Source organism: Actibacterium lipolyticum (genome assembly GCF_900184935.1).
Classification (GTDB): domain Bacteria; phylum Pseudomonadota; class Alphaproteobacteria; order Rhodobacterales; family Rhodobacteraceae; genus Actibacterium_A; species Actibacterium_A lipolyticum.
Genome location: NZ_FXYE01000002.1, coordinates 194,059 through 214,289 on the forward strand (window position 1 = coordinate 194,059; position 20,231 = coordinate 214,289).

Annotated in this window: 21 protein-coding genes; 5 read left to right on the forward strand and 16 right to left on the reverse strand. The window is 58.8% G+C overall.

The genetic code is table 11. The features are described from left to right. Positions 1 to 34: 34 nt before the first annotated feature. Genes COL8621_RS09620 through COL8621_RS09645 form a run of 6 tightly spaced genes read right to left on the reverse strand, consistent with a single transcriptional unit; the run spans position 35 to position 6,243 of the window. Positions 35 to 1,948, reverse strand: coding sequence for a TRAP transporter permease (locus COL8621_RS09620; RefSeq protein WP_093967168.1), 1,914 nt, complete (start codon positions 1,946 to 1,948; stop codon positions 35 to 37). Next, the gene (locus tag COL8621_RS09625; RefSeq protein ID WP_093967169.1) at positions 1,945 to 2,829 is read right to left on the reverse strand and encodes an amidohydrolase family protein; all 885 of its coding nucleotides are present in this window, start codon (positions 2,827 to 2,829) and stop codon (positions 1,945 to 1,947) included. Before COL8621_RS09625 ends, COL8621_RS09620 begins: the two co-directional genes overlap by 4 nt. Beyond that, positions 2,826 to 3,905, reverse strand: coding sequence for a 4-oxalomesaconate tautomerase (locus COL8621_RS09630; protein ID WP_093967170.1), 1,080 nt, complete (start codon positions 3,903 to 3,905; stop codon positions 2,826 to 2,828). Before COL8621_RS09630 ends, COL8621_RS09625 begins: the two co-directional genes overlap by 4 nt. Then, positions 3,898 to 4,569, reverse strand: coding sequence for a 4-carboxy-4-hydroxy-2-oxoadipate aldolase/oxaloacetate decarboxylase (locus COL8621_RS09635; RefSeq protein WP_093967171.1), 672 nt, complete (start codon positions 4,567 to 4,569; stop codon positions 3,898 to 3,900). The genes COL8621_RS09630 and COL8621_RS09635 overlap by 8 nt, the downstream gene beginning before the upstream one ends. 1 nt (position 4,570) lies before the next feature. Next, complete coding sequence (locus COL8621_RS09640; RefSeq protein ID WP_093967172.1) at positions 4,571 to 5,512, reverse strand: VOC family protein; 942 nt, start codon at positions 5,510 to 5,512, stop codon at positions 4,571 to 4,573. Continuing rightward, positions 5,512 to 6,243 (reverse strand): PIG-L deacetylase family protein, encoded by a 732-nt coding sequence (locus COL8621_RS09645; RefSeq protein WP_093967173.1) that lies wholly within the window; start codon positions 6,241 to 6,243, stop codon positions 5,512 to 5,514. The genes COL8621_RS09640 and COL8621_RS09645 overlap by 1 nt, the downstream gene beginning before the upstream one ends. A 218-nt stretch (positions 6,244 to 6,461) precedes the next feature. Between COL8621_RS09645 and COL8621_RS09650 the strand changes: the two genes are divergently transcribed. From COL8621_RS09650 to COL8621_RS09660, 3 genes are all read left to right on the forward strand, one after another. Beyond that, positions 6,462 to 7,640: an AMP-binding protein gene (locus tag COL8621_RS09650; protein WP_093967174.1), complete on the forward strand. Its 1,179-nt coding sequence runs from the start codon at positions 6,462 to 6,464 to the stop codon at positions 7,638 to 7,640. Then, on the forward strand, positions 7,637 to 8,731 hold the full coding sequence (locus COL8621_RS09655) for a thiolase family protein (RefSeq protein WP_093967175.1): 1,095 nt from the start codon (positions 7,637 to 7,639) through the stop codon (positions 8,729 to 8,731). The genes COL8621_RS09650 and COL8621_RS09655 overlap by 4 nt, the downstream gene beginning before the upstream one ends. Positions 8,732 to 8,818: 87 nt before the next feature. Next, entirely contained in the window at positions 8,819 to 9,067 is a 249-nt protein-coding gene (locus COL8621_RS09660) for a hypothetical protein (protein WP_093967176.1), read from the forward strand. A 117-nt stretch (positions 9,068 to 9,184) separates the two neighbouring features. Here COL8621_RS09660 and COL8621_RS09665 read toward each other — a convergent pair whose 3' ends face one another. The 6 genes from COL8621_RS09665 to COL8621_RS09690 form a co-directional block, all read right to left on the reverse strand. After that, positions 9,185 to 9,868: a nitroreductase gene (locus COL8621_RS09665; protein ID WP_093967177.1), complete on the reverse strand. Its 684-nt coding sequence runs from the start codon at positions 9,866 to 9,868 to the stop codon at positions 9,185 to 9,187. Beyond that, positions 9,865 to 10,410 carry a biotin transporter BioY gene (locus COL8621_RS09670; protein WP_093967178.1) on the reverse strand — a complete coding sequence of 182 codons (546 nt, stop codon included), beginning with the start codon at positions 10,408 to 10,410 and terminating at the stop codon, positions 9,865 to 9,867. Before COL8621_RS09670 ends, COL8621_RS09665 begins: the two co-directional genes overlap by 4 nt. A 27-nt stretch (positions 10,411 to 10,437) precedes the next feature. After that, positions 10,438 to 11,034, reverse strand: coding sequence for an energy-coupling factor transporter transmembrane component T family protein (locus tag COL8621_RS09675; protein WP_093968504.1), 597 nt, complete (start codon positions 11,032 to 11,034; stop codon positions 10,438 to 10,440). Then, entirely contained in the window at positions 11,009 to 11,767 is a 759-nt protein-coding gene (locus COL8621_RS09680) for an energy-coupling factor ABC transporter ATP-binding protein (protein WP_093968503.1), read from the reverse strand. The genes COL8621_RS09675 and COL8621_RS09680 overlap by 26 nt, the downstream gene beginning before the upstream one ends. Positions 11,768 to 11,949: 182 nt before the next feature. Next, on the reverse strand, positions 11,950 to 13,503 hold the full coding sequence (locus COL8621_RS09685; RefSeq protein WP_093967179.1) for a PAS domain-containing hybrid sensor histidine kinase/response regulator family protein: 1,554 nt from the start codon (positions 13,501 to 13,503) through the stop codon (positions 11,950 to 11,952). Between the two features lie 169 nt (positions 13,504 to 13,672). Then, positions 13,673 to 14,353, reverse strand: a complete 681-nt coding sequence (locus COL8621_RS09690; protein ID WP_093968505.1) for a helix-turn-helix domain-containing protein — start codon at positions 14,351 to 14,353, stop codon at positions 13,673 to 13,675. Positions 14,354 to 14,521: 168 nt separating this feature from the next. Between COL8621_RS09690 and COL8621_RS09695 the strand changes: the two genes are divergently transcribed. After that, the gene (locus tag COL8621_RS09695) at positions 14,522 to 15,283 is read left to right on the forward strand and encodes a response regulator (protein WP_093967180.1); all 762 of its coding nucleotides are present in this window, start codon (positions 14,522 to 14,524) and stop codon (positions 15,281 to 15,283) included. Here the strand turns inward: COL8621_RS09695 and COL8621_RS09700 are convergent. Continuing rightward, on the reverse strand, positions 15,269 to 16,444 hold the full coding sequence (locus COL8621_RS09700) for a site-2 protease family protein (protein WP_176438469.1): 1,176 nt from the start codon (positions 16,442 to 16,444) through the stop codon (positions 15,269 to 15,271). The two genes, COL8621_RS09695 and COL8621_RS09700, sit on opposite strands and share 15 nt — an antisense overlap. 100 nt (positions 16,445 to 16,544) lie before the next feature. Then, positions 16,545 to 17,579, reverse strand: coding sequence for an AbrB family transcriptional regulator (locus tag COL8621_RS09705; protein WP_235823828.1), 1,035 nt, complete (start codon positions 17,577 to 17,579; stop codon positions 16,545 to 16,547). 86 nt (positions 17,580 to 17,665) lie between these two features. Between COL8621_RS09705 and COL8621_RS09710 the strand changes: the two genes are divergently transcribed. After that, positions 17,666 to 18,346 (forward strand): GntR family transcriptional regulator, encoded by a 681-nt coding sequence (locus tag COL8621_RS09710; RefSeq protein ID WP_093967182.1) that lies wholly within the window; start codon positions 17,666 to 17,668, stop codon positions 18,344 to 18,346. Positions 18,347 to 18,354: 8 nt separating this feature from the next. Here COL8621_RS09710 and COL8621_RS09715 read toward each other — a convergent pair whose 3' ends face one another. Both COL8621_RS09715 and COL8621_RS09720 read right to left on the reverse strand, forming a co-directional pair. After that, positions 18,355 to 19,152, reverse strand: a complete 798-nt coding sequence (locus COL8621_RS09715; RefSeq protein ID WP_093967183.1) for a heme ABC transporter ATP-binding protein — start codon at positions 19,150 to 19,152, stop codon at positions 18,355 to 18,357. Then, positions 19,149 to 20,225 (reverse strand): FecCD family ABC transporter permease, encoded by a 1,077-nt coding sequence (locus COL8621_RS09720; protein ID WP_093967184.1) that lies wholly within the window; start codon positions 20,223 to 20,225, stop codon positions 19,149 to 19,151. The genes COL8621_RS09715 and COL8621_RS09720 overlap by 4 nt, the downstream gene beginning before the upstream one ends. Between the last annotated feature and the right edge of the window lie 6 nt (positions 20,226 to 20,231).

The window sequence follows — 20,231 nt, forward strand, 5'->3', positions numbered from 1 at the left end:
CCTCCCTCATTTTCGACGCAATGCGCCGGTTGGTTCAAACCGCTGACTCATCCTCGGCAAGTCGGGGTTTGCGTAGTAAAAGCCCAATGGCCAAAGCCACGGCCAATGCAGCGGCCGGAACGTGGAACGCCTGCGCAAAGGGCAAGAACCCCATGGGTAAGGCAAACAGCCCCAACAATGTGAACATTGCGCGCAGCACCGGGTTCAAAACGCGGCCCCAAAAGCCCACGATCCCCACCGTCACCGCACAGACGCCAATCGTTGAAAGCACGCCAACGGTGGCAATTTCCGCCGCTGTTCCGTTCAGCAGCAACGCAGGCGATGCCACGAACACAAACGGAATGATGAAAGCCGCCCAGCCAATGCGCATGGCCGCGATGCCGGTGCCCAAAGGGTCGGCCTTGGTGATGGTCGCCGCCGCGAAGGCCGCCAGTGCAACAGGCGGCGTGATCATCGACATCATTCCGAAATAGAGGATGAAAAGATGCGCCGCGATTGGGTCGATCCCAGCCTGCACCAGTGATGGCGCGACCAGTGCCGCCAGCAACACATAGACCCCCGATGTGGGCATCCCCATGCCAAGGATGATGCAGATGGCAGCCGAAATCATAAGCAGCAAGATCACGTTCGAACCCACCGCATCGACCAACACCAACGTCAGGGCGAAGCCAAGGCCGGTGATATTCAGCACGCCGATCACAAAACCCGCCGCTGCGACCACATGGATCAGGTCAACCATCGACGTGCCCGTGTCTACGAACACCTTGCCCAGTGTCTTCATGTCCAACCGCTGCCCGCGATACCCACGCAGAAAGCCGACGAACACAATCGCGACCGACGCCAACAGCGCGGAATCTTCGGGGTCCATCCGCCACCAGAACAGGCCCGCCAACAGCACGCCAAACGGCAGGATAAAATGCCAACCCGCGGCAATCACCTGACGAACGCTCAGTACGTCCTGTTCGGTGCTGGTGATCTGATCACGCCCGGCGATCAGGTCGACCTGCATAAAGACGCTTAGATAATACAGCGCCGCCGGCAGCAGCGCGGCCGAGGCGACCGTCATATAGGACACGTCCAAAAACTCGGCCATCAGGAACGCGGCTGCGCCCATGATCGGTGGCGTCAACTGCCCCCCGGTGGAGGCGACGGCCTCAATCGCGCCAGAGTCTTTTCGCGAATACCCGCCACGCTGCATCAGCGGGATGGTCACAACGCCGGTGGTCACAACATTCGACACCGCACTGCCCGAGATGGACCCGAACAACGCCGAAGCCACCACCGAAATCTTGGCGCTTCCGCCACGCGCGCGGCCCGTTGCCGCCATCGCCAAATCGGTAAAGAACGCCCCGCCCCCGGCTGCGAACAGCAATTGGCCGAAGAAAACGAACAGCAACACGATGATCGTGCCAACCGCCAAGGGCGTGGAAAACACCGCGCTGGGGTCAAAGCCGACGTATTGAACCAGCCGCTCTGGGCTAAGCTCTTTGCCGATCAGACGCCCGGGAATTTTGTCCGCGAACAGCGCATAGACCAAAAACGCACCAACGATCCCGAACAGCATCAAACCCGCGCGGCGGCGTATACCCTCCATCACCGTCAGGGTGACGACGGCCCCAACCAAGGTGATCTGCCACGGACGGTAAGCTTGTTCTTTCAACAGCCACGGGAAATCCCATGCGGTGTACATCAGCACGACAAAAGCCGTCAGCGCGATCACCCCATCAAGCCAGCCGATGCGCGCCTTCTGCTGCCCGTCAAAGCCATAGCGCAAATAAGCAATGGTCAGCGCCAGCCCAAGCTGGAACGCCATATATTGCTGGGTCATGATCGCAAAACCCAGGCGTGTCGGTGCTTCGACGTTCCACAGGATACAGACCACGCACATGCAACTTGCCAGTGCTGCGATCATCCAATCGTTTGCGTTTCTCCCCCCTTGCGTGCTCATTTCACCGGTTCCTCTGGCCAGTAAAGCCGCATCGGGTTGTCAACCAGCAGCGCCCGCTGCAACGCTTCGGTTGGGGCAACTCGGGGGATGGTGTCCACCAGCTCTCCGTCGTCGGGCATGTGCGATTTCATATTCGGGTGCGGCCAATCGGTGCCCCACAGCACCCGATCAGGAAAGCGTTCGACCAAGGTGCGGGCGAAAGGCACCACATCGTCATAGGGCGGACCCGCGACCGTTAGCCGTTCAGGGCATGACACTTTCACCCAAATGTTTGGATTGTCGGCCATGAAGGACTGGAACAGTTTGAACCCTTCGCTTTGAACACCGGCAGTAACATCCGGGCGGCCCATATGGTCCACCACGATCACGCCCGGCAGTTCCGACAGAAACGGGATCAGGTCCGGCAGGTCGGGGGCCTCAAAATACACAACGATGTGCCAACCCAACGCGTTGACGCGCGCGGCGATGGCTTTGAACACGTCGCGCGGGGTGTCATCGACCAAACGTTTGACGAAGTTAAACCGAACGCCGCGAACACCGGCAGCATCCAGCGCACGAAGCTCTGCGTCGGTCACATCCGCGTTCACAACGGCCACGCCGCGCGCCAACCCATCAGCCGCGTCCAGCGCATCAACAAGCGCTGCGTTGTCGGCACCGTGGCAGGTTGCCTGAACGATAACATTGCGCAACAGGCCCAGATGGTCGCGCAGCGCAAACAGCTTTTCCTTGGAGGCATCGACAGGCGTGTATTTCCGTTCAGGTGCGAATGGGAATTGCGCCGCTGGCCCAAAAACATGGCAATGCGCATCCACCGCCCCCGCCGGAGCGGAAAAGCGTGGTTTGCGCGGGGACGCATGAAACGGCATGTAGTCCTTCGTCATTCGGTTTGATCCTCCACCGGGGTCGGGAAAACGACCCCATCAAATATCTTGCGCGCGGTGCGCAGCACTTCGGCGCGTACGACGGTGCCCGCGGCATCGATTTGGCCAACAACCGTCATTTCGCCGGTTGGATGTTCTATCGACATCTGCTTGACTGGCCCGTCGGGAACCACGGCCACATCGGCCCCCACCGCACCGGGCGTCAGGCATGCCGTGGCAACGCTGACCGCGCCCAGAACCCCGATTGTTTTGTGACAGCGATGCGGAATGAAGGTTCGGGTTGAAATCGCCCCGCCCTGCTCTGCTGTGCTGATCATCGTCATTTTGGGAACCGATTTTTCGGTAACATCCCCTAGGTTCATCAATTGGCCGGCCTTCAGCCTGATCTCCTCTAACCGCTGGCGCAAAGCTTCGTTCGCCTCAAGCTGAGCCGGGGTTTCACGGCCCGTTATCCCCATGTCTTCGGCCCGAAGGATCACGCAAGGCATTCCGTTGTCGATCATCGTGACGCTCACGCCATCGATCATGTCGCTGGCATTGCCCGTTGGCAAAAGCGCGCCACAAGATGACCCCGCAGTATCGCGAAATTCGATCGGAACCGGCGCGGCTGGCCCCGGCACGCCATCAATCCGCGCCGCACCGCGATACTTGACCACGCCGCCCGGCGTCTGAACGCGGGCGACAGCCGTTTGGCCGGTGTTTTCCATATAGATGGTCACTGGCGTTTCCCCATCCTGCGCCGCAACCAACCCGCGTTCGATGGCAAACGGCCCCACCCCGGCCAGAATATTCCCGCAGTTCTGAGCATCCGTGACAATCGGTTGATCAACGAAAACCTGCAGGAACAGGTAATCGACATCCACGCCCGCGCGTTCGGATTTCTTGACCACCGCCACCTTCGAGGTCAGCGGGTCCGCCCCGCCCATCCCATCAATCTGGCGCGGATCAGGCGACCCCATCGCCCCCAGCAACGCCGCATCGCGCGCCGCCCTGTACCGTGGCAAGTCAGAGGCCAGGAAATACCCGCCCTTTGACGTGCCACCACGCATCCACATTGCCCGAATGCCGTCAGACATATTTCAGGCCCTTTTCGGCCAGACGGGGGCGCATGTCATAGATGTCCAAGCCCAACTCGCCTGCGGCCAGACGCTCTCGTTTCGCGTCTTCGGCCGCCAGCCGTTTTTCCGCGCCCGCCAACGCTTGCGCGGCCGTTTCACGCGGCACCACGCAGACGCCATCGTCATCGGCCACGATCACATCACCGGGGTTCACAGACGCCCCACCGCAAACGATCGGCACATTGACCGAGCCAAGCGTTTCCTTAACCGTCCCCTGCGCCGAAATGGCCGACGACCAGACGGCAAAGCCCATCTCTTTCAAATCCCGGATATCGCGCACACCTGCATCGATGATCAGTGCATTACAGCCCCGCGCCATTGCCGAGGTCGCCAGCAGATCCCCGAAATACCCCATGTCGCAGGGCGCTGTCGGGGCAAGGACCATGATATCCCCTTCCTGCAACTGCTCAATCGCGACGTGGATCATCCAGTTATCCCCCGGCGCCGCCGAAATCGTCACCGCCGATCCGGCCATCTGCGCACCCGACCAAATCGGACGCATGTTGGACCGCATCAGCCCCGTGCGCCCCTGTGCTTCGTGCACGGTGGCAACACCAGCAGCCCCAAGCCCGGCGATCACATCACGATCAGCCCGTTCAATATTCTGTACAACGACGCCCATCTTAGTGATCCTTTGCGGCTGGAGGCGTTCCGTGCGTGTGGAAGCTTTCAATCGTCTTCAGGCCCCACGCTTGGCCCTTTTTGCGTTCTTCTTCGGTCCAAACGATGGGTTCCCAATCGGGATCAAGGATCAACCGCGCGCCGGAATTGGCCAATTCAACCCGATTTCCCGCAGGTTCCCAGACGTATAAAAAGAACGTGCCTTGAACGGCGTGTTTATGCGGGCCCGTTTCGATATGTACCCCGTTTTCAAGGAAGATATCGGCGGCGCGCAGAATGTCTTCGCGCTGATCCGTGGCATAGGTCACGTGGTGGAACCGCGCGGGCACCCCGGTGTGATCGTTGGTGCAGGCAAGGTCATAGGTTTTGTTGTTCACCGTGAACCAGCACCCGGCCAACGTGCCGTCGCTTAGCACAATCTTTTCCGTCACCTTGGACCCAAGCGCGGCGGTCATGAATGCCTCAATCGCTTCGACATCCGGGGCCAGAAGGTTCAAATGATCGATCCGGCGTGGCGCTGCGCCCGTGAACTTTGACGCGGTGTTTTTCAGCGCCGGTTCATCGCCCTGCGTAGGCGCGTATCGTTTCGTATCGTAATAGATTTCAAACAGATGCCCGGCTGGCGACCGAAACTGATATGCCCGTCCGTGGCCAAGGTCACCTTCAACCCAGCCCACGCCACAGCCCATTTCCACAATCGCAGCAACGCGGCGCAACAGCGCCTCTTCCGATGTCGCGCGATACCCGATGTGGCCGATGCCCGTCGCGTCAGATGCCGTCAATTTCAGCGTGTGGAATTCGTAATCGTCCCACGCCCGAAGGTATGCAGACGCGCCATCGCGCCCGGCCTCTTTCAACCCATAAACACGTGTGAAGAAGTCCAGGCTTTCGTCGAACTTATCGGTCAGCAGCTCTACATGGCCAAGATGCGCGATGTCCGACATCACAGCTCATCCACGGTGCGTGGGAAGATAGATTGGAACCCTTCGGCGTATTCCGCCTTGCGCCCACCTGCCTGCCCGCCCGAGTTGCGGCGGAAGTGATTGGCACGGTTTTCAGCGACCCGAGTATAATAATCCCACAGATGCTCTTGCCCCTGCATGCATTCAATCGCGGCGCGCTTTTTGTCCCAGACCGGGGTGATGTCCAAGAATGTATCGGGCTTCCAGCCCATCTGCTCGGTCTGATGGGGTTCGAACAGGTAAAGCTGCGGCGCGCCCAGAACCTTTTCGCCCGGGTTGTGGCCCCAACCCTGCGCCACCATCCGGCATTCCAACGCAACCTGCGTGGCGTACATGTGGTCGGTGTTGTAAGGGTCATAGGTCGAATGGCTAAGCATGAAAGACGGCTGAACAGCGCGGATCACATCGACCAATTTGAACTTGGCCTCGCGGTCCATTTCCAACGGGTAATCGCCAAGGTCGAAGAACTTTATATCGTGCACATCCAATGCCTTAGCGGCATTTTCAGCCTCTACCTGACGGGCTGATTTGACGGCTTCAAGGGTCATGCCCTCTTGCTTCCACAGCTTGGCGCTTTCGCCGCGTTCTCCGTAGGACAGGCACACAACGGTCACATCGTATCCCATGCTTGCATGCAGCGCGATCGCACCGCCGCAGCGCCACACAAAATCCGCCGAATGCGCAGAAATAACCAGCGCGCTCTTGTTACTCATCTCAGAAATCCTCCGAATATCGTTGCGGCAGAGTTTCGCGGTTCAGCGCAGATTCATCCAATTTAAAGAGGGCGCGATATTATAAGTTTTTGCTATATCCGCGCGAACCCTGTCCCAGTTACGCCCGACAAATAGCTGCGCGACTGCGATTGGCTTAGCGACAACATACACGTAAACATCACGGTAACGGTGCCCTTTACCCCAACACAGGAAACGACGTGGCAAACGGCTTAACCTTCAAATGGCACGACGACGCACAGGTTTTTGTGCGCGATCAGCCGGTCGATCCGAACACGTCAGCACCAATTGGCACGCTTTTGGCGGCTATCCGCGATGGGTTAGAGTTCAGGGTCGCGCCCGATGCGATCACCGCCCTGCCCACGCAAGGATCAGGCGCGTATTTTGAGTGTATGACATCGGGAACCACGGGCAATCCCAAGGCAATCCGCCGCAGCCACGCCTCTTGGATCCATAGTTTTGAGGCCAACAGGGCACGGTTTGCCCTATCATCCACCGACAGCTACGCCGTGTTCGGCCAGTTGGCACATTCGCTGGCGCTTTATGCCGTGTTAGAGGCCGCGCATATCGGCGCAAACATCCATCTGCTTGCCGATATGCGCCCCGACCGTCAGGCACAATCGCTGGGCCGTAATGCGGTCAGCGTTCTTTATGCCACGCCAACCCAACTGCGCGCCTTATGCGGGTCAGAGCCCCTGCCCGCAGTCCGGCATATCCTGTGCGGCGGTGGCCAGCTTGCCCCCCAGATGCGCCCCCAGATTAAGGCCCTGTGCCCCAACGCCACGCTTAGTGAGTTCTATGGCGCCTCTGAAACCAGTTTCATCACCATGTCGGATTCAGACACCCCAGCCGGGTCCGTTGGCCAAGCCTATGACAGTGTTGAGCTGTCCATCAGGGACACGGACCAGACCAGCGGCGTAGGCGAGGTTTGGGTCAAAAGCCCCTATCTGTTCGACAGCTACGCAATTGGCGACAGCGCCGAAACCCGATCGCAGGATGGCTTTGTCACGGTGGGCGAACTGGGTGCTTTGGATAAGGCCGGCAACCTATTCCTGAAGGGGCGCAAAAGCCGGATGGTTACGATAGCAGATCAAAACGTCTTTCTGGACGAGGTTGAGGCCCTGTTGCTAAGCGACCCGGGCGTGACCCATTGCGCGGTCCTTCCACGTCCGGATGAAATACGCGGAAGCGTTCTGTGGGCTGTCATCGGTGGCCCGCCGGATGACGTTCTGAAAAACCGGCTGACCGCGCTGTGCCGTCAAAACCTTGGTACGTTAACCGCCCCACGCAAGATATTGTTTATGAATGACTTACCAGCTCTTCCGGCAGGAAAACCTGACATCGTGAAGATCGCCAAATGGCTGGAGGCGCAAGAATGACCCGGTCCTTCATTGTCGCCGCGCACCGTTCAGCGGTTGCGCCACGGGGCGGTGCCTTGGCGCACCTGGACATCCACGACCTAGCCGCCCCCGTCGTGCAGGCCTGCCTTAAGACCGCAGGAATTGCAGCCCAAGACGTGGACGAATTGATCGCCGGAAACGCACTTGGTGCGGGCGGTAACCCGGCGCGGTTGGTGGCTCTGGCGTCGGGCTTGCCCGCCTCTGTCGCTGGGCTGTCGATTGACCGGCAATGTTGCAGCGGGCTTGATGCAATCAATCTGGCGGACGCGCTGATCAAATCTGGCCGTGCGCAGGTGGTGATTGCGGGCGGCGTCGAAAGCTATTCCCGCCGCCCCCTGCGGTCGCGTACCTTTGCCGATGGTCGCCCTGCCGAACCTTATGATCGGCCGCCCTTTGCGCCGTGGCCCGATCAAGACCCCGACTTGGCCGAAGCCGCTGACATGTTGGGAATTCCCCGCGCCGCACAAGACAGCTGGGCCATCGAAAGCCACCAAAAGGCAGCCCGTCAGACTGCTTCGGATGAGATCACGCCAATCGCCGGGCTGGCGCAGGATGCGTTCACACGCAACCTTACGCCAAAGCTTTGCGCCCGCGCGGCGCCGATCAGTGGCGATATCACATCCGCCAATACCTCGGTCGCGGCGGATGCGGCGGCGTTTTGTGTGGTGGTGTCGGCGCAGGTTGCCGACAGGCTGACCGCCCCCGCGCTGGAAATCATCCACGGCGTCACGGTTGGCGACCGCCCCGATTGCCCCGGCATAGCGCCCGTGGCGGCAATCAAAAAGCTGTTGGCAGAGACCGGGCTTACGCCCAACACCCTTTCCGTCGCCGAGGTGATGGAGGCATACGCCGCCCAAGCCATCGCCTGCGTCACCCAAGCCGGGCTTGACCCGGATATCGTCAATCCCGGCGGAGGATCGTTGGCGCGTGGCCATCCCATCGGGGCCTCTGGCGCAATCAACGCTGTGCGGTTGTTTCACGAACTGAAAACCCGGCGCGGATACGGGCTGGCCACCATCGCCGCCGCCGGAGGGCTGGGCACCGCCCTGTTGCTAAGGGCCTGTCACTAGGTAAGCGGACAGAGACGGCCTTGGTCAGGTTTGCGCCAATGGCCGCTTCATCCTATAGTGTTCGCCAGTCTTACAGGTTTGCGTGCCATGATCATTCCAAAACTGAAGCGGGTAAAAGTCTCATCGGAGCTGGAACTTCGGAACTGGCTCAACAAGAATTCCGAGCAACAGCAGGAAGTGATGATTGTCACCTGCAACAAGAAGTCACGTGATAAACACATCAGCAGCGATCAGGTACGGGATGCTCTTAGTGAAAATGGCTGGACTGCTGGTCAAAGTTATACTCTCGACGGAAACCTTGTCGGGCATGTCGCCAGCCACACACGATTAAGCTAGGCATCCCTGTGTCACTTAAGTCCTGCATGTATGCGGACATTGCGGAGCCCCGCAGCATTTTGCGCTTTGGGCTTAAAGCCGACAACCTCATCAAGCAGAGAACCCAGCTTCCTAAAGCTATTCCTCAAAGCCACGCAGAGTGGCGAAGCCCTCCAAAGAGTCGCGTTCGGTGCGGAAGTTGTTGACCGGGGCGTCTTTATCTTCGACCCCAAGGGCGATGCCGCAGACGACCAGTTCATCTTTGGGCAGGTCCAATGCGGTGTGGGTGACGTCGGCGTATTTTGCCAGTGCGCCAATGCCACTGGTGGCATAGCCCAAATCCTCGGCCGCTAGGAACAGCGCCATCAGCGCCATGCCCAGATCCATATAGCACCCTTTGCCCATGTCGGGGTGGATCGTCACGACAATCCCGACAGGCGCGTCAAAGAAGCGATAGTTGCGGTCAAACTGCGCCTTGCGGCCCGCGAAATCGCGCCGCTCAATCCCAAGGGCTTGGTAAAGCGCATATCCGGCGGCGCGTTGCTTTGCCTTTAGGTCCGCGGGCATCGGTTGTGGAAAATAGGAATATTCCGCGACGGTTTCACGCCCGTCTGTGATGGCCCCATCCAGCGCTTGTTTCAGCGCAGACAAAGGCGCACCGGTTAGCGCGTGGAACTTGCCGGGCTGTAAATTCGCGCCACTGGGCGCTTGGCGTGCCGCGCGCAAAATACGCGCGACATCTTCCTGTGGAAGAGGGGTATCCAAGTATGCCCTGACAGATTTCCGCTGCCAGAGCACATTTTCAACGCTGCTTGGGGTCATGCCCGCGACAGGACACTCTGTGGGCGCGCCTTGGCCAGTGCGGATGTCACCATACCAGCGATGGCCGCTTTCAGAAGGTCGCCCGGGATGAACGCAGTGGTCAGCGCCGTCGCTTCGGGAATGGTCTTGCCCAACGTGACCGCCATGCCAACGATGCCGAAGATGTACAGCACCACGATGCCGCCGATGACAGAGGCAACGCCAGCAACGATTGTCAGCGGGCCATTGCGCCATTTTTCAACGATCAGACCAGTTACAAAGGCCGCGACCGGAAAGCCGAACAGGAACCCGGCAGAGGGCGACGTGAACAGGCCAAGACCACCACGGCCACCCGACAACAGCGGCAGGCCAAGCGCGACCAACACCAAGAACAACAAAACCGCCAGCGCCCCGCGCCGCGCACCCAGAACCGTGCCACACAGCATGACGCCAAGGCTTTGCGCCGTAACGGGGACGCCAAACGCCAAAGTGATTTTAGGGATAAGGCCAAGGGCAGCGATTAGTGCTGCAAACAAGGCAATCATGGCTACGTTTCGTTCCATTATCGGTATTTCCTTTACTTCAATGCCCTAAAGCCCACCACGGGCTTTCAGGGCTTCGGCGACATGCTCTGCATCGTCGATCGCCAAAACGGTGAATGGCATGACGATTTGCCATTTAGCTCTTTTCGCGGATCGAGCGCGCCACGATTGTGTCAACTGCCCCCCCTTTTCCGCCAATGCTGGGGTAAACCGGATTACCAACGCGATACTAAGCTCTAACGCCCGCGTGTTCAGCCCGAAGGCGCGCAGCGGGGTCGCCAGCCATTTCACGACATCAATCATGTCTGACAGCTTTGTCGTCATGGTGACAAGGTTCGCCAGCCCCACGGCTGTGATCAGCCGCATGGCGATAACCGCGCCTTCGATCGCAGTGCCCGTTACGACGTGCCAAACAAAGATGACGGCCAAGAACGGCCAAAGCACGAATAAACGGCGTAGCCCCGCCAACAAGAACACATGCCCCGGCAAGGCATAAAGCGCGATACACCCGAACAGGGTTGCCGCGTGAAAGATCAGCCCGTCTGCGGCGAACAGGACCATCGTCGCCACGCAAAGCCCGGCAAGTTTCGCACCTGCCGGCCAGCGATGTGCCCAGGTTTCAACTGGCGAGGTCAGAGATATCATCATCCTCTCCAATCTCGTTCATACGTTGGGTAAAAGCGCCAAGCGTCGGTGCGGCGGGGCCATCTTGGGCCACCCGCCCCTGTTCAAGCCAGATCACGCGGTCATACCCGGCAAGGCATGCGGGATCGTGGGTGATATGCACCAACCGCGCCTCTGCCCGATCCAGATAGCGGCTTAGCTGGGCTTTGGTCGGGATGTCCAAACCTGAAAACGGTTCGTCCAGAATGATAACTTCGGGCTTCATCGCAAGGATCGACATCAGGCAGACCAACTGCTTTTGCCCTTGGGACAGCTGGTAAACAGCGGCCTTGGCCCAGTGTTCCTTTTCAAACAAGCGCAGAATGCCAACCACACCCTCGGCCACCTGCGCCTTGCTAAGACCCAGTTGCGTCAGGCCAAAGGCCAGCTCTTCTTCGACGGTTGGAAAGATGATCTGATGATCTGGGTTCTGGAACAGAATTCCCACCTTGCCGATTGCCGCCTTGCGGTCGTTCAGCACATCAATTCCGGCAATTTCCACCACACCTTCGGTGGGTGCGATCAGCCCGGCCATAACGCGGGCAAGCGTGGTCTTCCCCGACCCGTTGCGCCCCACAATGCCGATGCGGCGTTCGTTTGCATCAAACGAAATGCCATCAAGGATCAGTTTGTCATCAAGGCGCAAACAGACATCGGACAGGTGAAGCGCCGCCTTTGAGGCGGCTGGCTGAAAACGCGTGTTCCGGTCATCCATGGTCATGCGGTTGATGCAACTACCTGTGAAAGGCCAACCGCAACTGCGGCCAAGCATTTTTCAGCATATCGGGCGCGCGAACACCTGATCGCCAATAAGGGTCCAGCCCAATTTCATGCGGGTTTATACCGCGTTCACAAAGGGCTTCAAGCTGCGTTTCTGCTGAAAAAACCTGTTAGCGTCTAAACGTCCAGCGCATCCCGAACCGCCTGAGCCAACGCAGCCTGACGGTAAGGTTTGCGCAAAAGATGCAGGTTCTTTGAGGCCAGCTTGTCCCCATGCAGCAACTCTTCGGCGTAGCCTGAGGTCAGCAAGACCCGCGTATCGGGAAGGCTTTCTTGCACAAAAGCGGCCACATCATACCCCGACGAACCACCGGGCATGACAAGGTCAGTGAAAACCAGATCAAAGGTTTGATCTTGTTGCAGCATCTCAATCGCGATGGTGCCATTTTCCGCGGTCACGACGGTATATCCCAACGACTCTAGCCGGGTGCGCGTCAGCCGCCGCACGCGTTCATCGTCTTCGACGACCAGAATCCGCTCTCCCACCACGGCCGAGGCGTTTTCAGATGGGTCTTCGCGTTGGAACACGTCGCCGTCTTCGGTGTGGCGTGGCAAATAAACATTCACCGTCGTGCCCTTGCCGACCTCGCTATAGATCGTGGTGTGGCCACCGGATTGCCGCGAAAACCCATAAACCATCGAAAGGCCAAGGCCGGTGCCCTGACCAACCTCTTTGGTGGTGAAGAACGGTTCAAACACCCGCTCTATCACGTCTTTGGGCATGCCGCTGCCCGTATCCGTGACCGAGATTTGAACGTAATCGCCAAGGCTTAGCCCTATATCATCGGCTAAGAAATTCTCTCCAAGCCGGATGTTTTGCGTTTCCAAAACCAAACGCCCGCCCCCCGGCATCGCGTCCCGCGCGTTTACCGCAAGGTTCACAATCGCGCTTTCAACTTGCGCCGGGTCCACCTTCAGCAACCAAGGTTCATCGGCGATGGCCGTGCTTAACTCTACGGTTGCGCCAAGGGTGCGTTTCAACATGTCCGTCAGGCCATGGATAAGCGCGGTCAGGTCGATGACTTGGGGTTCAAGCGGGCTGCGACGTGCAAAGGCCAGCAAACGTTCGGTCAAACGCGCGCCAAGATCGGCGGCCTCTTGCGCCTCTTTCAGCAGACCAAGCTTGCCCGGCTCGTCCTCTAACTGCATTTCCAACAGTTCAAGGTTCCCCACAATAACCGTTAGCAAGTTATTGAAATCATGGGCAACCCCGCCGGTCAGCTGCCCGATTGCATCCATCTTTTGAACCTGACGCAATGCGCCTTCGGCCTGTTTGCGTTCGGTCAGATCGTGGATGATGCCGGTGAAATAGATTTCGCCGTCGACGCGGAATTCACCAACCGAAAGATGCATCGGGAATTGCGAACCATCCTTGCGCCGCCCGGTGATTTCGCGCCCTATCCCGATGATCTTCCGGGTTCCGGTGGTCAGGTAATTGCGCAGGTAGCCATCGTGGTTCAGGCGATGTTCATCCGACATCAGGAATTTGACGTTACGCCCGATGAATTCTTCGACGTCATATTGAAAGAGCGTCGCGGCGGCGGGGTTGACCGTTTGGATCAACCCGCGGTCACTGATAATTATAATGCCATCCACCGCCGACGATAGAAGAGCTTCGAACTTGCCATCCTGTTGCAGGGCCGACGGCGTAAGCTGTTCATTCGCATTCATTTATATGTCGCTCGCCAAAGTTGTTTGGCAAAGCTTATCAGTTTTTTTTCAACAATTAATACCCAGTAGTTTTTTCGCGCCCTGTCACGACATCTGAAAACTGGCACACCGCTTACAAAACTTTTTAAAACAGATACTTATGACTTTTCGGCTTTTCGGCCTATGACCCTCAGTCGCATTCAGCATAATCCAAAAGCTGGTCTGCATTCAGCACGATCAGCGCTTTGTTCCCTTCCAGCGCGATGACCTTTTCGGCGCGCAGTTGAGAGAATGTGCGGCTTACCGTTTCGGTTGTCAGGCCAAGAAAATCAGCGATATCAGACCGTGTCATGGGCAGCTTTACGTGTGTATATGCGCCCAGTTCTTCGCCAAGACGGTCAGACAGAACCATCAGGAACGAGGCAATCTTTTCACGTGCCGATTTGCGGCCAAGCATCATAAAGTGGTCTTGCATCGCGCTGATTTCGCGCAAAGCCGCCTGATACAAACGGTCGCGCAGTTCAGGGTCAACACCGCCCGCTTTTTTCGGATCGACCGAATGTTCGACCACTTCGGCAGACGCGATCGCGTCGCATTCGGACATGTGATAGCCAAGGCTTGAAAACCCAATAATATCGCCGGGCAGGCCGAACGCGATGACCTGACGACGGCCGTTTTCAAGTACGCGGGTCAGGCGAAGTACGCCGGTTTTCACTTCAAAAACGCTGTTTGCATCGTCCCCTTCGCGGAACAAGCACTTGCCTGTCGCGATCTCGCGTTTCTTTTCTGCGTCGCCACCTTGGAAAGAAGAGACTGCAAATTTATTGTGTGCCGCGGCTTCGTAAAATTCGTTTGGGTTAGTTACGTACATTGTCGCCTCCTGTTCGCTGTTAAGGCCACTTTGACGTGCGTATGTCGCAACCGTTCCCGTATTGGTGTAAGAAATTGTATGGAATTGTATCAACATCAGCTATGACATAGAAAGCCGTTCTGATACGCGCAGTTACTGCGGAATTATTGTCTATTTGTGTGGGCGAACATGGTCGGAAAAAAAGTTCTGGTCGTAGATGATGACCCTAAAATCCGTGCGCTTATCCGTAAGTGCCTTGATATCGAAGGCTTAGCCGTCGTCGAAGCAGCGGATGTGCCATCCGCCTTTGCGCAACTAGAATCAGAAGCCTTCGACCTGATCACACTTGATCTGCACCTTGGTGGTGGCGACGGGTTCGATGTGGCGCGTCAGGTTCGATACAGCTCGGACATCCCGATCATTATGGTGACCGGCAAGGACGATGTGATTGACCGCGTGGTCGGGCTGGAAATCGGCGCCGATGACTACATCACCAAACCTTTCCATGTGCGCGAGTTTTTGGCCCGTGTCCGTTCGGTGCTGCGCCGCGCTGAAACGCGCGAACGGTCGGCCCCTGCAGCGCCAGAGACGCCAGCCGATCCTGAAGCCGGGGTTGAGTTTGATGGCCTGATCGCCCGCAGTGAACGCCTGGAACTGCTGGATCGTGACGGGACCGCGATTGAACTGACCAGCGGTGACTTCAAACTGCTGAACGCGTTTTTGCAAAACCCAAAGAAGGCACTTTCGCGCGAACGCATCATGGACCTGATCGACGGCCCTGAATGGAACCCGCTGGATCGCACCATCGACAATCAGGTCGCGCGGCTTCGCAAAAAGATCGAACGGGATCCGATGCGCCCTGCCCTGATCAAAACCGTTCGCGGTGTGGGCTATATTTTGGCGGCGGATGTTGTGCGCACAGGTGCCGGTGCCGCGTCAAAGCGCGCCTGAGGCCTCCACTTTCGCTAAATCCGGGTCCGGCTGCTGTGCGTCCAGTTGGCGAAAGACCGACAGGTACGCGGCCAAATCGGACAGTGTGATAACCCCGCGAAGCTGACCAGCCTCTGTCACCAAAAATTTGCGTCGTCCTGTTTCCAACACCCTTTGAACCAGCCACTTGGTCGTGGCATGGGGCGATATCGCGTTTTCCTCGGCCACGCTGATAAACACGTCGCCTACGGTGGTACTGGGCCAATGCTCGCGGTCGATTTTCTTCAGAAGGTGGATGTCGATATAACCCAAAAGGTCTTGGCCATCGACCACGGGAACAAAGCTGACGGCGTGATGCAGCATGACCCGGTTCACCAGTTCGGCCAGTGTGCTGGAGGGGGCAACCGTCCACGGTGTTACCGTCATGATCGACGCGATGGTCTTGGATCGCAGCGCCGTCTTAAGGCGCATCCGCTGTTCGGCCCCGCGCGATAACAACAACAGCGACAGCCCAACGATGATCACCCAGATCCCACCGATCTGCGCCCCCGCAAACAACGCCCCCACGCCCACAGCCATCGCCGTGTAAGAGATGATGGCGGTCAGGTGCACAGCGTGCCGGGTCGCAGACATCAAGTCGCCAGAGCGTTGCCACAACAGCGCGCGCAACATCCGCCCCCCATCCAAGGGATAGGCAGGCAGCAGATTTATAAGGGCAAGTCCAAGGTTGATTGCCACAAGGCAATTGATCAACGCCTCAAGCGCGGGCGGCACGTTCAACAGCGCCCCAACCTGCCCCACGACCCAAAAACCAGCCGCCGCCACAAAGCTGATCGCGGGCCCCGCTGCGGCCACCCAGAATTCAGGGACTGGGGCGTGAACCTCTATGTCGACGTCCCCGACGCCACCGAACAGGAACAGCGTGATGGCTCCGCCGCCGACCCCAAAGTGGCGCGCAACAGCGGTGTGGGACAGTTCGTGCAATAAAAGTGACAGGATCAACCCCAGCAGCGCGGCAATTGCCAACGGCAGATAGGTGCCGGGGCCAAAACCTGAAATCGCCTGCGGGAAATAGCCGGTGGAAAAGCTCCAAACAACAATCAGGGTCAGCAAAAACCAGCTTGGGTCGGCCTTGATAGGACAGCCCAGCAGCGTAATCAGTTTGACAGACCTGAAGTGCATGTATTTTCCAAACTCACTGACCTGCTTAGGGTACCGAGTTCGGAACGCTACTTTCATTGAGGTATATCAATGTGGCGCCGGAAACCGCTGCGCGGGCGGCTCACTTTTTGCGGCCAAGCCAGCGCGCGGCGATGGGCGCGCCCGTGATCACCAGAATAATCCGCGTCAGGTGATGGACGATAACAAACCCAAGATCCGCGCCTGCGACGATCGCCAGCACCGTCATCTCGGCCTGACCACCGGGCGCGAAGGCCAGAAAAGCTTCGACCGGTTGGGCAAGACCGGTCAGGACAATCACCTCTGTCAGAAGGGCGGCAAGCACGGCAAGGATCACGACAAAGGCGACACCGGACAGAACGTCATGGCGCAGCTCTCGCAAGGTGACCCCGACGTAGTAAACACCGATCCCCATGCCGATAAAGAACTGCGCGGCCAAGATCGCTTCGGCCGGCGGGCGGTGATGGATAACACCACCAAGCGACAATACAGCCGTGACAATCATCGGCCCAAGGATGGATGCACCAAACAGCCCGATCCTTTCGCCGCCTTTCCAACCGATCAACGCAGCACAGACCATTATCGCCATCTCTGACGCCGGAAGGCTGATCAAAGGTTCGCCAATCGGGTTGGTCAGCGACGCGCCGAAAAGCCCGGATAGGATCACCGGCGCAAGCGTGACGATGATCAGAACCCGCGTCGCATGGATAAGCGAAAGCGCACGCACATCGCCGCCCGCCTCTTTTCCAAAGATCACCATGTCCTGAAGGCCGCCGGGCATTGCGGCGTAATAGGCCGTGACGGGGTCGAATTTGCAGACCTTGGTGAAAAATAGCACCCCGATCAATGCGATCACCGCGATATAGGCTGGGATAAACGCCACCGACAGGGCCATCTGCGGTAGCTGGCCAACGACCTCGGGCGTGATCGAGGCGCCGACAGCAACGCCAAGGATCGTTCGCGCACCAACAGACACCGGCCCCATCCCCTGAAGCTGCGCCCCCGCCAGTGCCACAACCAGACAGGCAAACATCGGCCCGAAAAGGAATGGAAGCGGCAAGCCAAGCGCCCAGAACACAGCGGTGCCTATGGCGGCCACAGCGATGGTTTTCAGGCGGTTAACGGGTATAAACGGCACAACACATCCTTGGATTCGGAGCAGGTTGACGGATATGTATCCACCTGTATACACATGGATGCGACACTGCAAGCAGAGTGATATGAATGGCTGATCCTAAAAACAAAAATGCCGAACCACGTCACGGGCATGGCGTCTATGACCGCCTGTTGGATGACATCCGCACCGGCGCATTGGGCCCTGGTGATCGCCTGCTTGAAACGGAACTGGCCGAACGGTTGAACATCAGCCGCACGCCCGTGCGCGAAGCATTGCGCCAACTGGAAGCCGACGGTTTGGTGACCCATGTCCCACGCGTTGGGGCCGCGATCCGCAGCTTGGATTATTCCGAGGTGATGGAGCTTTATGAGATGCGCGCCGTTCTGGAAAGCACCGCCGCCCGGATGGCTGCAAGGGCTGCCTCGGACATCGAAATCGCAGAGCTGGAAGAGATCAACGCAGAGCTTGCCACCGCCACCAACGATGCCAACCGCGCGTACGAATTGAACCGGCAATTCCATCGCACATTGCTGGACGCCGCCAAGAACCGTTTCTTGGTGAAATCAACCAATGCTTTGCAAAAGACACTTCTGATCCTTGGCACCTCGACCCTTGCGGAAGTTTCGCGGGCAGAAGAAGCGGTGGCAGAACACGCCACGATTTTGAAGGCCCTGCGCGCGCGTGACGGTGCCGCCGCCGAGGCCGCGATGCGCCAACACATGGAAAGCTCGCACCGGGTTCGTCTGCGCCAGCTACGCACCCGCCCGGATGATGAAACGGGCGCGTAGCTAAGGTGTTAGTGGCCCATCGTGGGCTGCGATGCAGAATGGGGCAGCAAGAACGTTCCACCGAAGGGCGGCATCGTGTTCACCCGCAAACTGCACCCATACGCCGTTGAGAGCGTCTGATTGTTCAGCACCTCGTCTACCGGACCACTGCCTGCGACCTGACCGTTGCACATCATCGTGACGCTGTCGGCAAACATCGCCGTCAGGTTCAGATCATGCATCACCGCAATCACCCCGCCCCCGCGTTTGGCGTATTGCTGGACAAGCTGCATCACCTTCAACTGATGGCCGATATCAAGGCTGGCGACGGGTTCATCCAACAACAACCAGCGTGGCACTCCATCGACGACGGGTTCCCAGACTTGGGTCAGAATGCGCGCCAACTGCACCCGCTGCTGTTCGCCGCCTGACAGTTCTTGGTAGAACCGGTTGGCAAACCCATGCAGCCCCACAGCATCAAGCGCCTGCGTCGGCAACCGCGTATTCCCCGCTGACAGGCCAGCCGTTAAGCCAAGGCGGACCACCTCTATTGCCGTGAACGGAAACGCCAAGACTGCGGCTTGTGGCAACACGCCCCGCATCGCGGCCAATTCCCAACCCTTCAAAGATTGCGTGTCCTGCCCGTTGATCGCGATTTCGCCGGAATATTCGGCATCGCCCGTCAACGCGCGCAGCAACGTGGTTTTGCCAGACCCGTTAGGGCCAACAATCGCCGTCAACTCGCCCGCGCGGGCGGTGAACCCCACGTGGTGCAAGATTTGCTTGCGACCAAGGGAAACAACGACATTTTTTGCCTCAAACATCATAGGTCAACCAGCCCCCGTCGCCGTAGAAGAATCCAAAGAAAGATCGGTGCGCCCAAGACGGCGGTAACGATACCGATGGGCAGTTCCGCTGGCGCGATGATCGTGCGGCTGATCACGTCGGCCAACAGCAACATGCTGCCGCCCAAAAGCGCGGCGTTTGGTAACAGCGCTTGATGATCCGGCCCCGTCGCCAACCGCAACAGGTGTGGCACCACGATGCCGACAAACCCGATGCCACCCGACACCGCCACAGCAGCGCCCGTCGCCCCCGCAACGGCCAAAATGGCGATGCTTTTGAGCCGCTGAACGGGAATACCCATATGGCCCGCCGATGCCTCGCCCAGCGCCAAGGCGTTTAGACCGCGCGCGAGAAATGGAGCACCAAGGACGGCAATACAGATGATCGGCCCGGCGGCCAGAACCTTTGCCCAAGTCGCACCCGCAAGCGAACCCAAGCTCCAGAATGTCAGGTCGCGCAATTGTTGATCGTCGGCCATATAGGTCACCGTGCCGCCTGCTGCGCCGGCCAAGGCCCCCATTGCGATCCCCGCCAACAGCATCGTCGCGACCGAGGTCCGCCCATGCCGCGTTGAAACACGATACAGGATCATCGTCGCCACCCACGCCCCGATGAACGCAGCGAACGAAACCAGATAGCTGCCCGCCCAGTCGCGCAGCGCCACAGGAAGCATACCGCCCAGCACAATCGCAGTGATCGCGCCTAAACCGCCCCCGGCGCTGACACCAACCAGCCCCGGGTCGGCCAAGGGATTGCGAAACAGCCCCTGCATCACCGCACCGGAAACCGCCAAAGCCGCCCCGACGAGTATGCCCAAGATTACCCGTGGCAGACGAATATCAAACAGGATCACACGATCCATCCGCGACAGCTCCCGCCCGGCCAGCAGATCGCCCAGCGCGGACCAAAGCGAAGTGCCGGATGCCCCGTAAGTCAGGCTAAGAAGCGAGGCCGCCGCCAGCAGCAGGCTCAGCCCCATTGTCGCGCGCCGCGCGATGACACGCCGGTCAAGCGGCACGTCGGGCTGTCGGGGGATATCAGTTATGCTCACCACCCGATG

Bases quoted from the DNA above. Each gene is read 5' to 3' on its own strand.
- COL8621_RS09645 (WP_093967173.1), bottom strand. From the start codon at position 6,243: ATGAGTAACAAGAGCGCGCTGGTTATTTCTGCGCATTCGGCGGATTTT.
- COL8621_RS09690 (WP_093968505.1), bottom strand. From the start codon at position 14,353: ATGTACGTAACTAACCCAAACGAATTTTACGAAGCCGCGGCACACAAT.
- COL8621_RS09710 (WP_093967182.1), top strand. From the start codon at position 17,666: ATGGCTGATCCTAAAAACAAAAATGCCGAACCACGTCACGGGCATGGC.
- COL8621_RS09655 (WP_093967175.1), top strand. From the start codon at position 7,637: ATGACCCGGTCCTTCATTGTCGCCGCGCACCGTTCAGCGGTTGCGCCA.
- COL8621_RS09715 (WP_093967183.1), bottom strand. From the start codon at position 19,152: ATGATGTTTGAGGCAAAAAATGTCGTTGTTTCCCTTGGTCGCAAGCAA.
- COL8621_RS09685 (WP_093967179.1), bottom strand. From the start codon at position 13,503: ATGAATGCGAATGAACAGCTTACGCCGTCGGCCCTGCAACAGGATGGC.
- COL8621_RS09640 (WP_093967172.1), bottom strand. From the start codon at position 5,512: ATGTCGGACATCGCGCATCTTGGCCATGTAGAGCTGCTGACCGATAAG.
- COL8621_RS09620 (WP_093967168.1), bottom strand. From the start codon at position 1,948: ATGAGCACGCAAGGGGGGAGAAACGCAAACGATTGGATGATCGCAGCA.
- COL8621_RS09700 (WP_176438469.1), bottom strand. From the start codon at position 16,444: ATGCACTTCAGGTCTGTCAAACTGATTACGCTGCTGGGCTGTCCTATC.
- COL8621_RS09625 (WP_093967169.1), bottom strand. From the start codon at position 2,829: ATGACGAAGGACTACATGCCGTTTCATGCGTCCCCGCGCAAACCACGC.
- COL8621_RS09635 (WP_093967171.1), bottom strand. From the start codon at position 4,569: ATGGGCGTCGTTGTACAGAATATTGAACGGGCTGATCGTGATGTGATC.
- COL8621_RS09695 (WP_093967180.1), top strand. From the start codon at position 14,522: ATGGTCGGAAAAAAAGTTCTGGTCGTAGATGATGACCCTAAAATCCGT.
- COL8621_RS09670 (WP_093967178.1), bottom strand. From the start codon at position 10,410: ATGGAACGAAACGTAGCCATGATTGCCTTGTTTGCAGCACTAATCGCT.
- COL8621_RS09675 (WP_093968504.1), bottom strand. From the start codon at position 11,034: ATGATATCTCTGACCTCGCCAGTTGAAACCTGGGCACATCGCTGGCCG.
- COL8621_RS09680 (WP_093968503.1), bottom strand. From the start codon at position 11,767: ATGGATGACCGGAACACGCGTTTTCAGCCAGCCGCCTCAAAGGCGGCG.
- COL8621_RS09660 (WP_093967176.1), top strand. From the start codon at position 8,819: ATGATCATTCCAAAACTGAAGCGGGTAAAAGTCTCATCGGAGCTGGAA.
- COL8621_RS09665 (WP_093967177.1), bottom strand. From the start codon at position 9,868: ATGACCCCAAGCAGCGTTGAAAATGTGCTCTGGCAGCGGAAATCTGTC.
- COL8621_RS09630 (WP_093967170.1), bottom strand. From the start codon at position 3,905: ATGTCTGACGGCATTCGGGCAATGTGGATGCGTGGTGGCACGTCAAAG.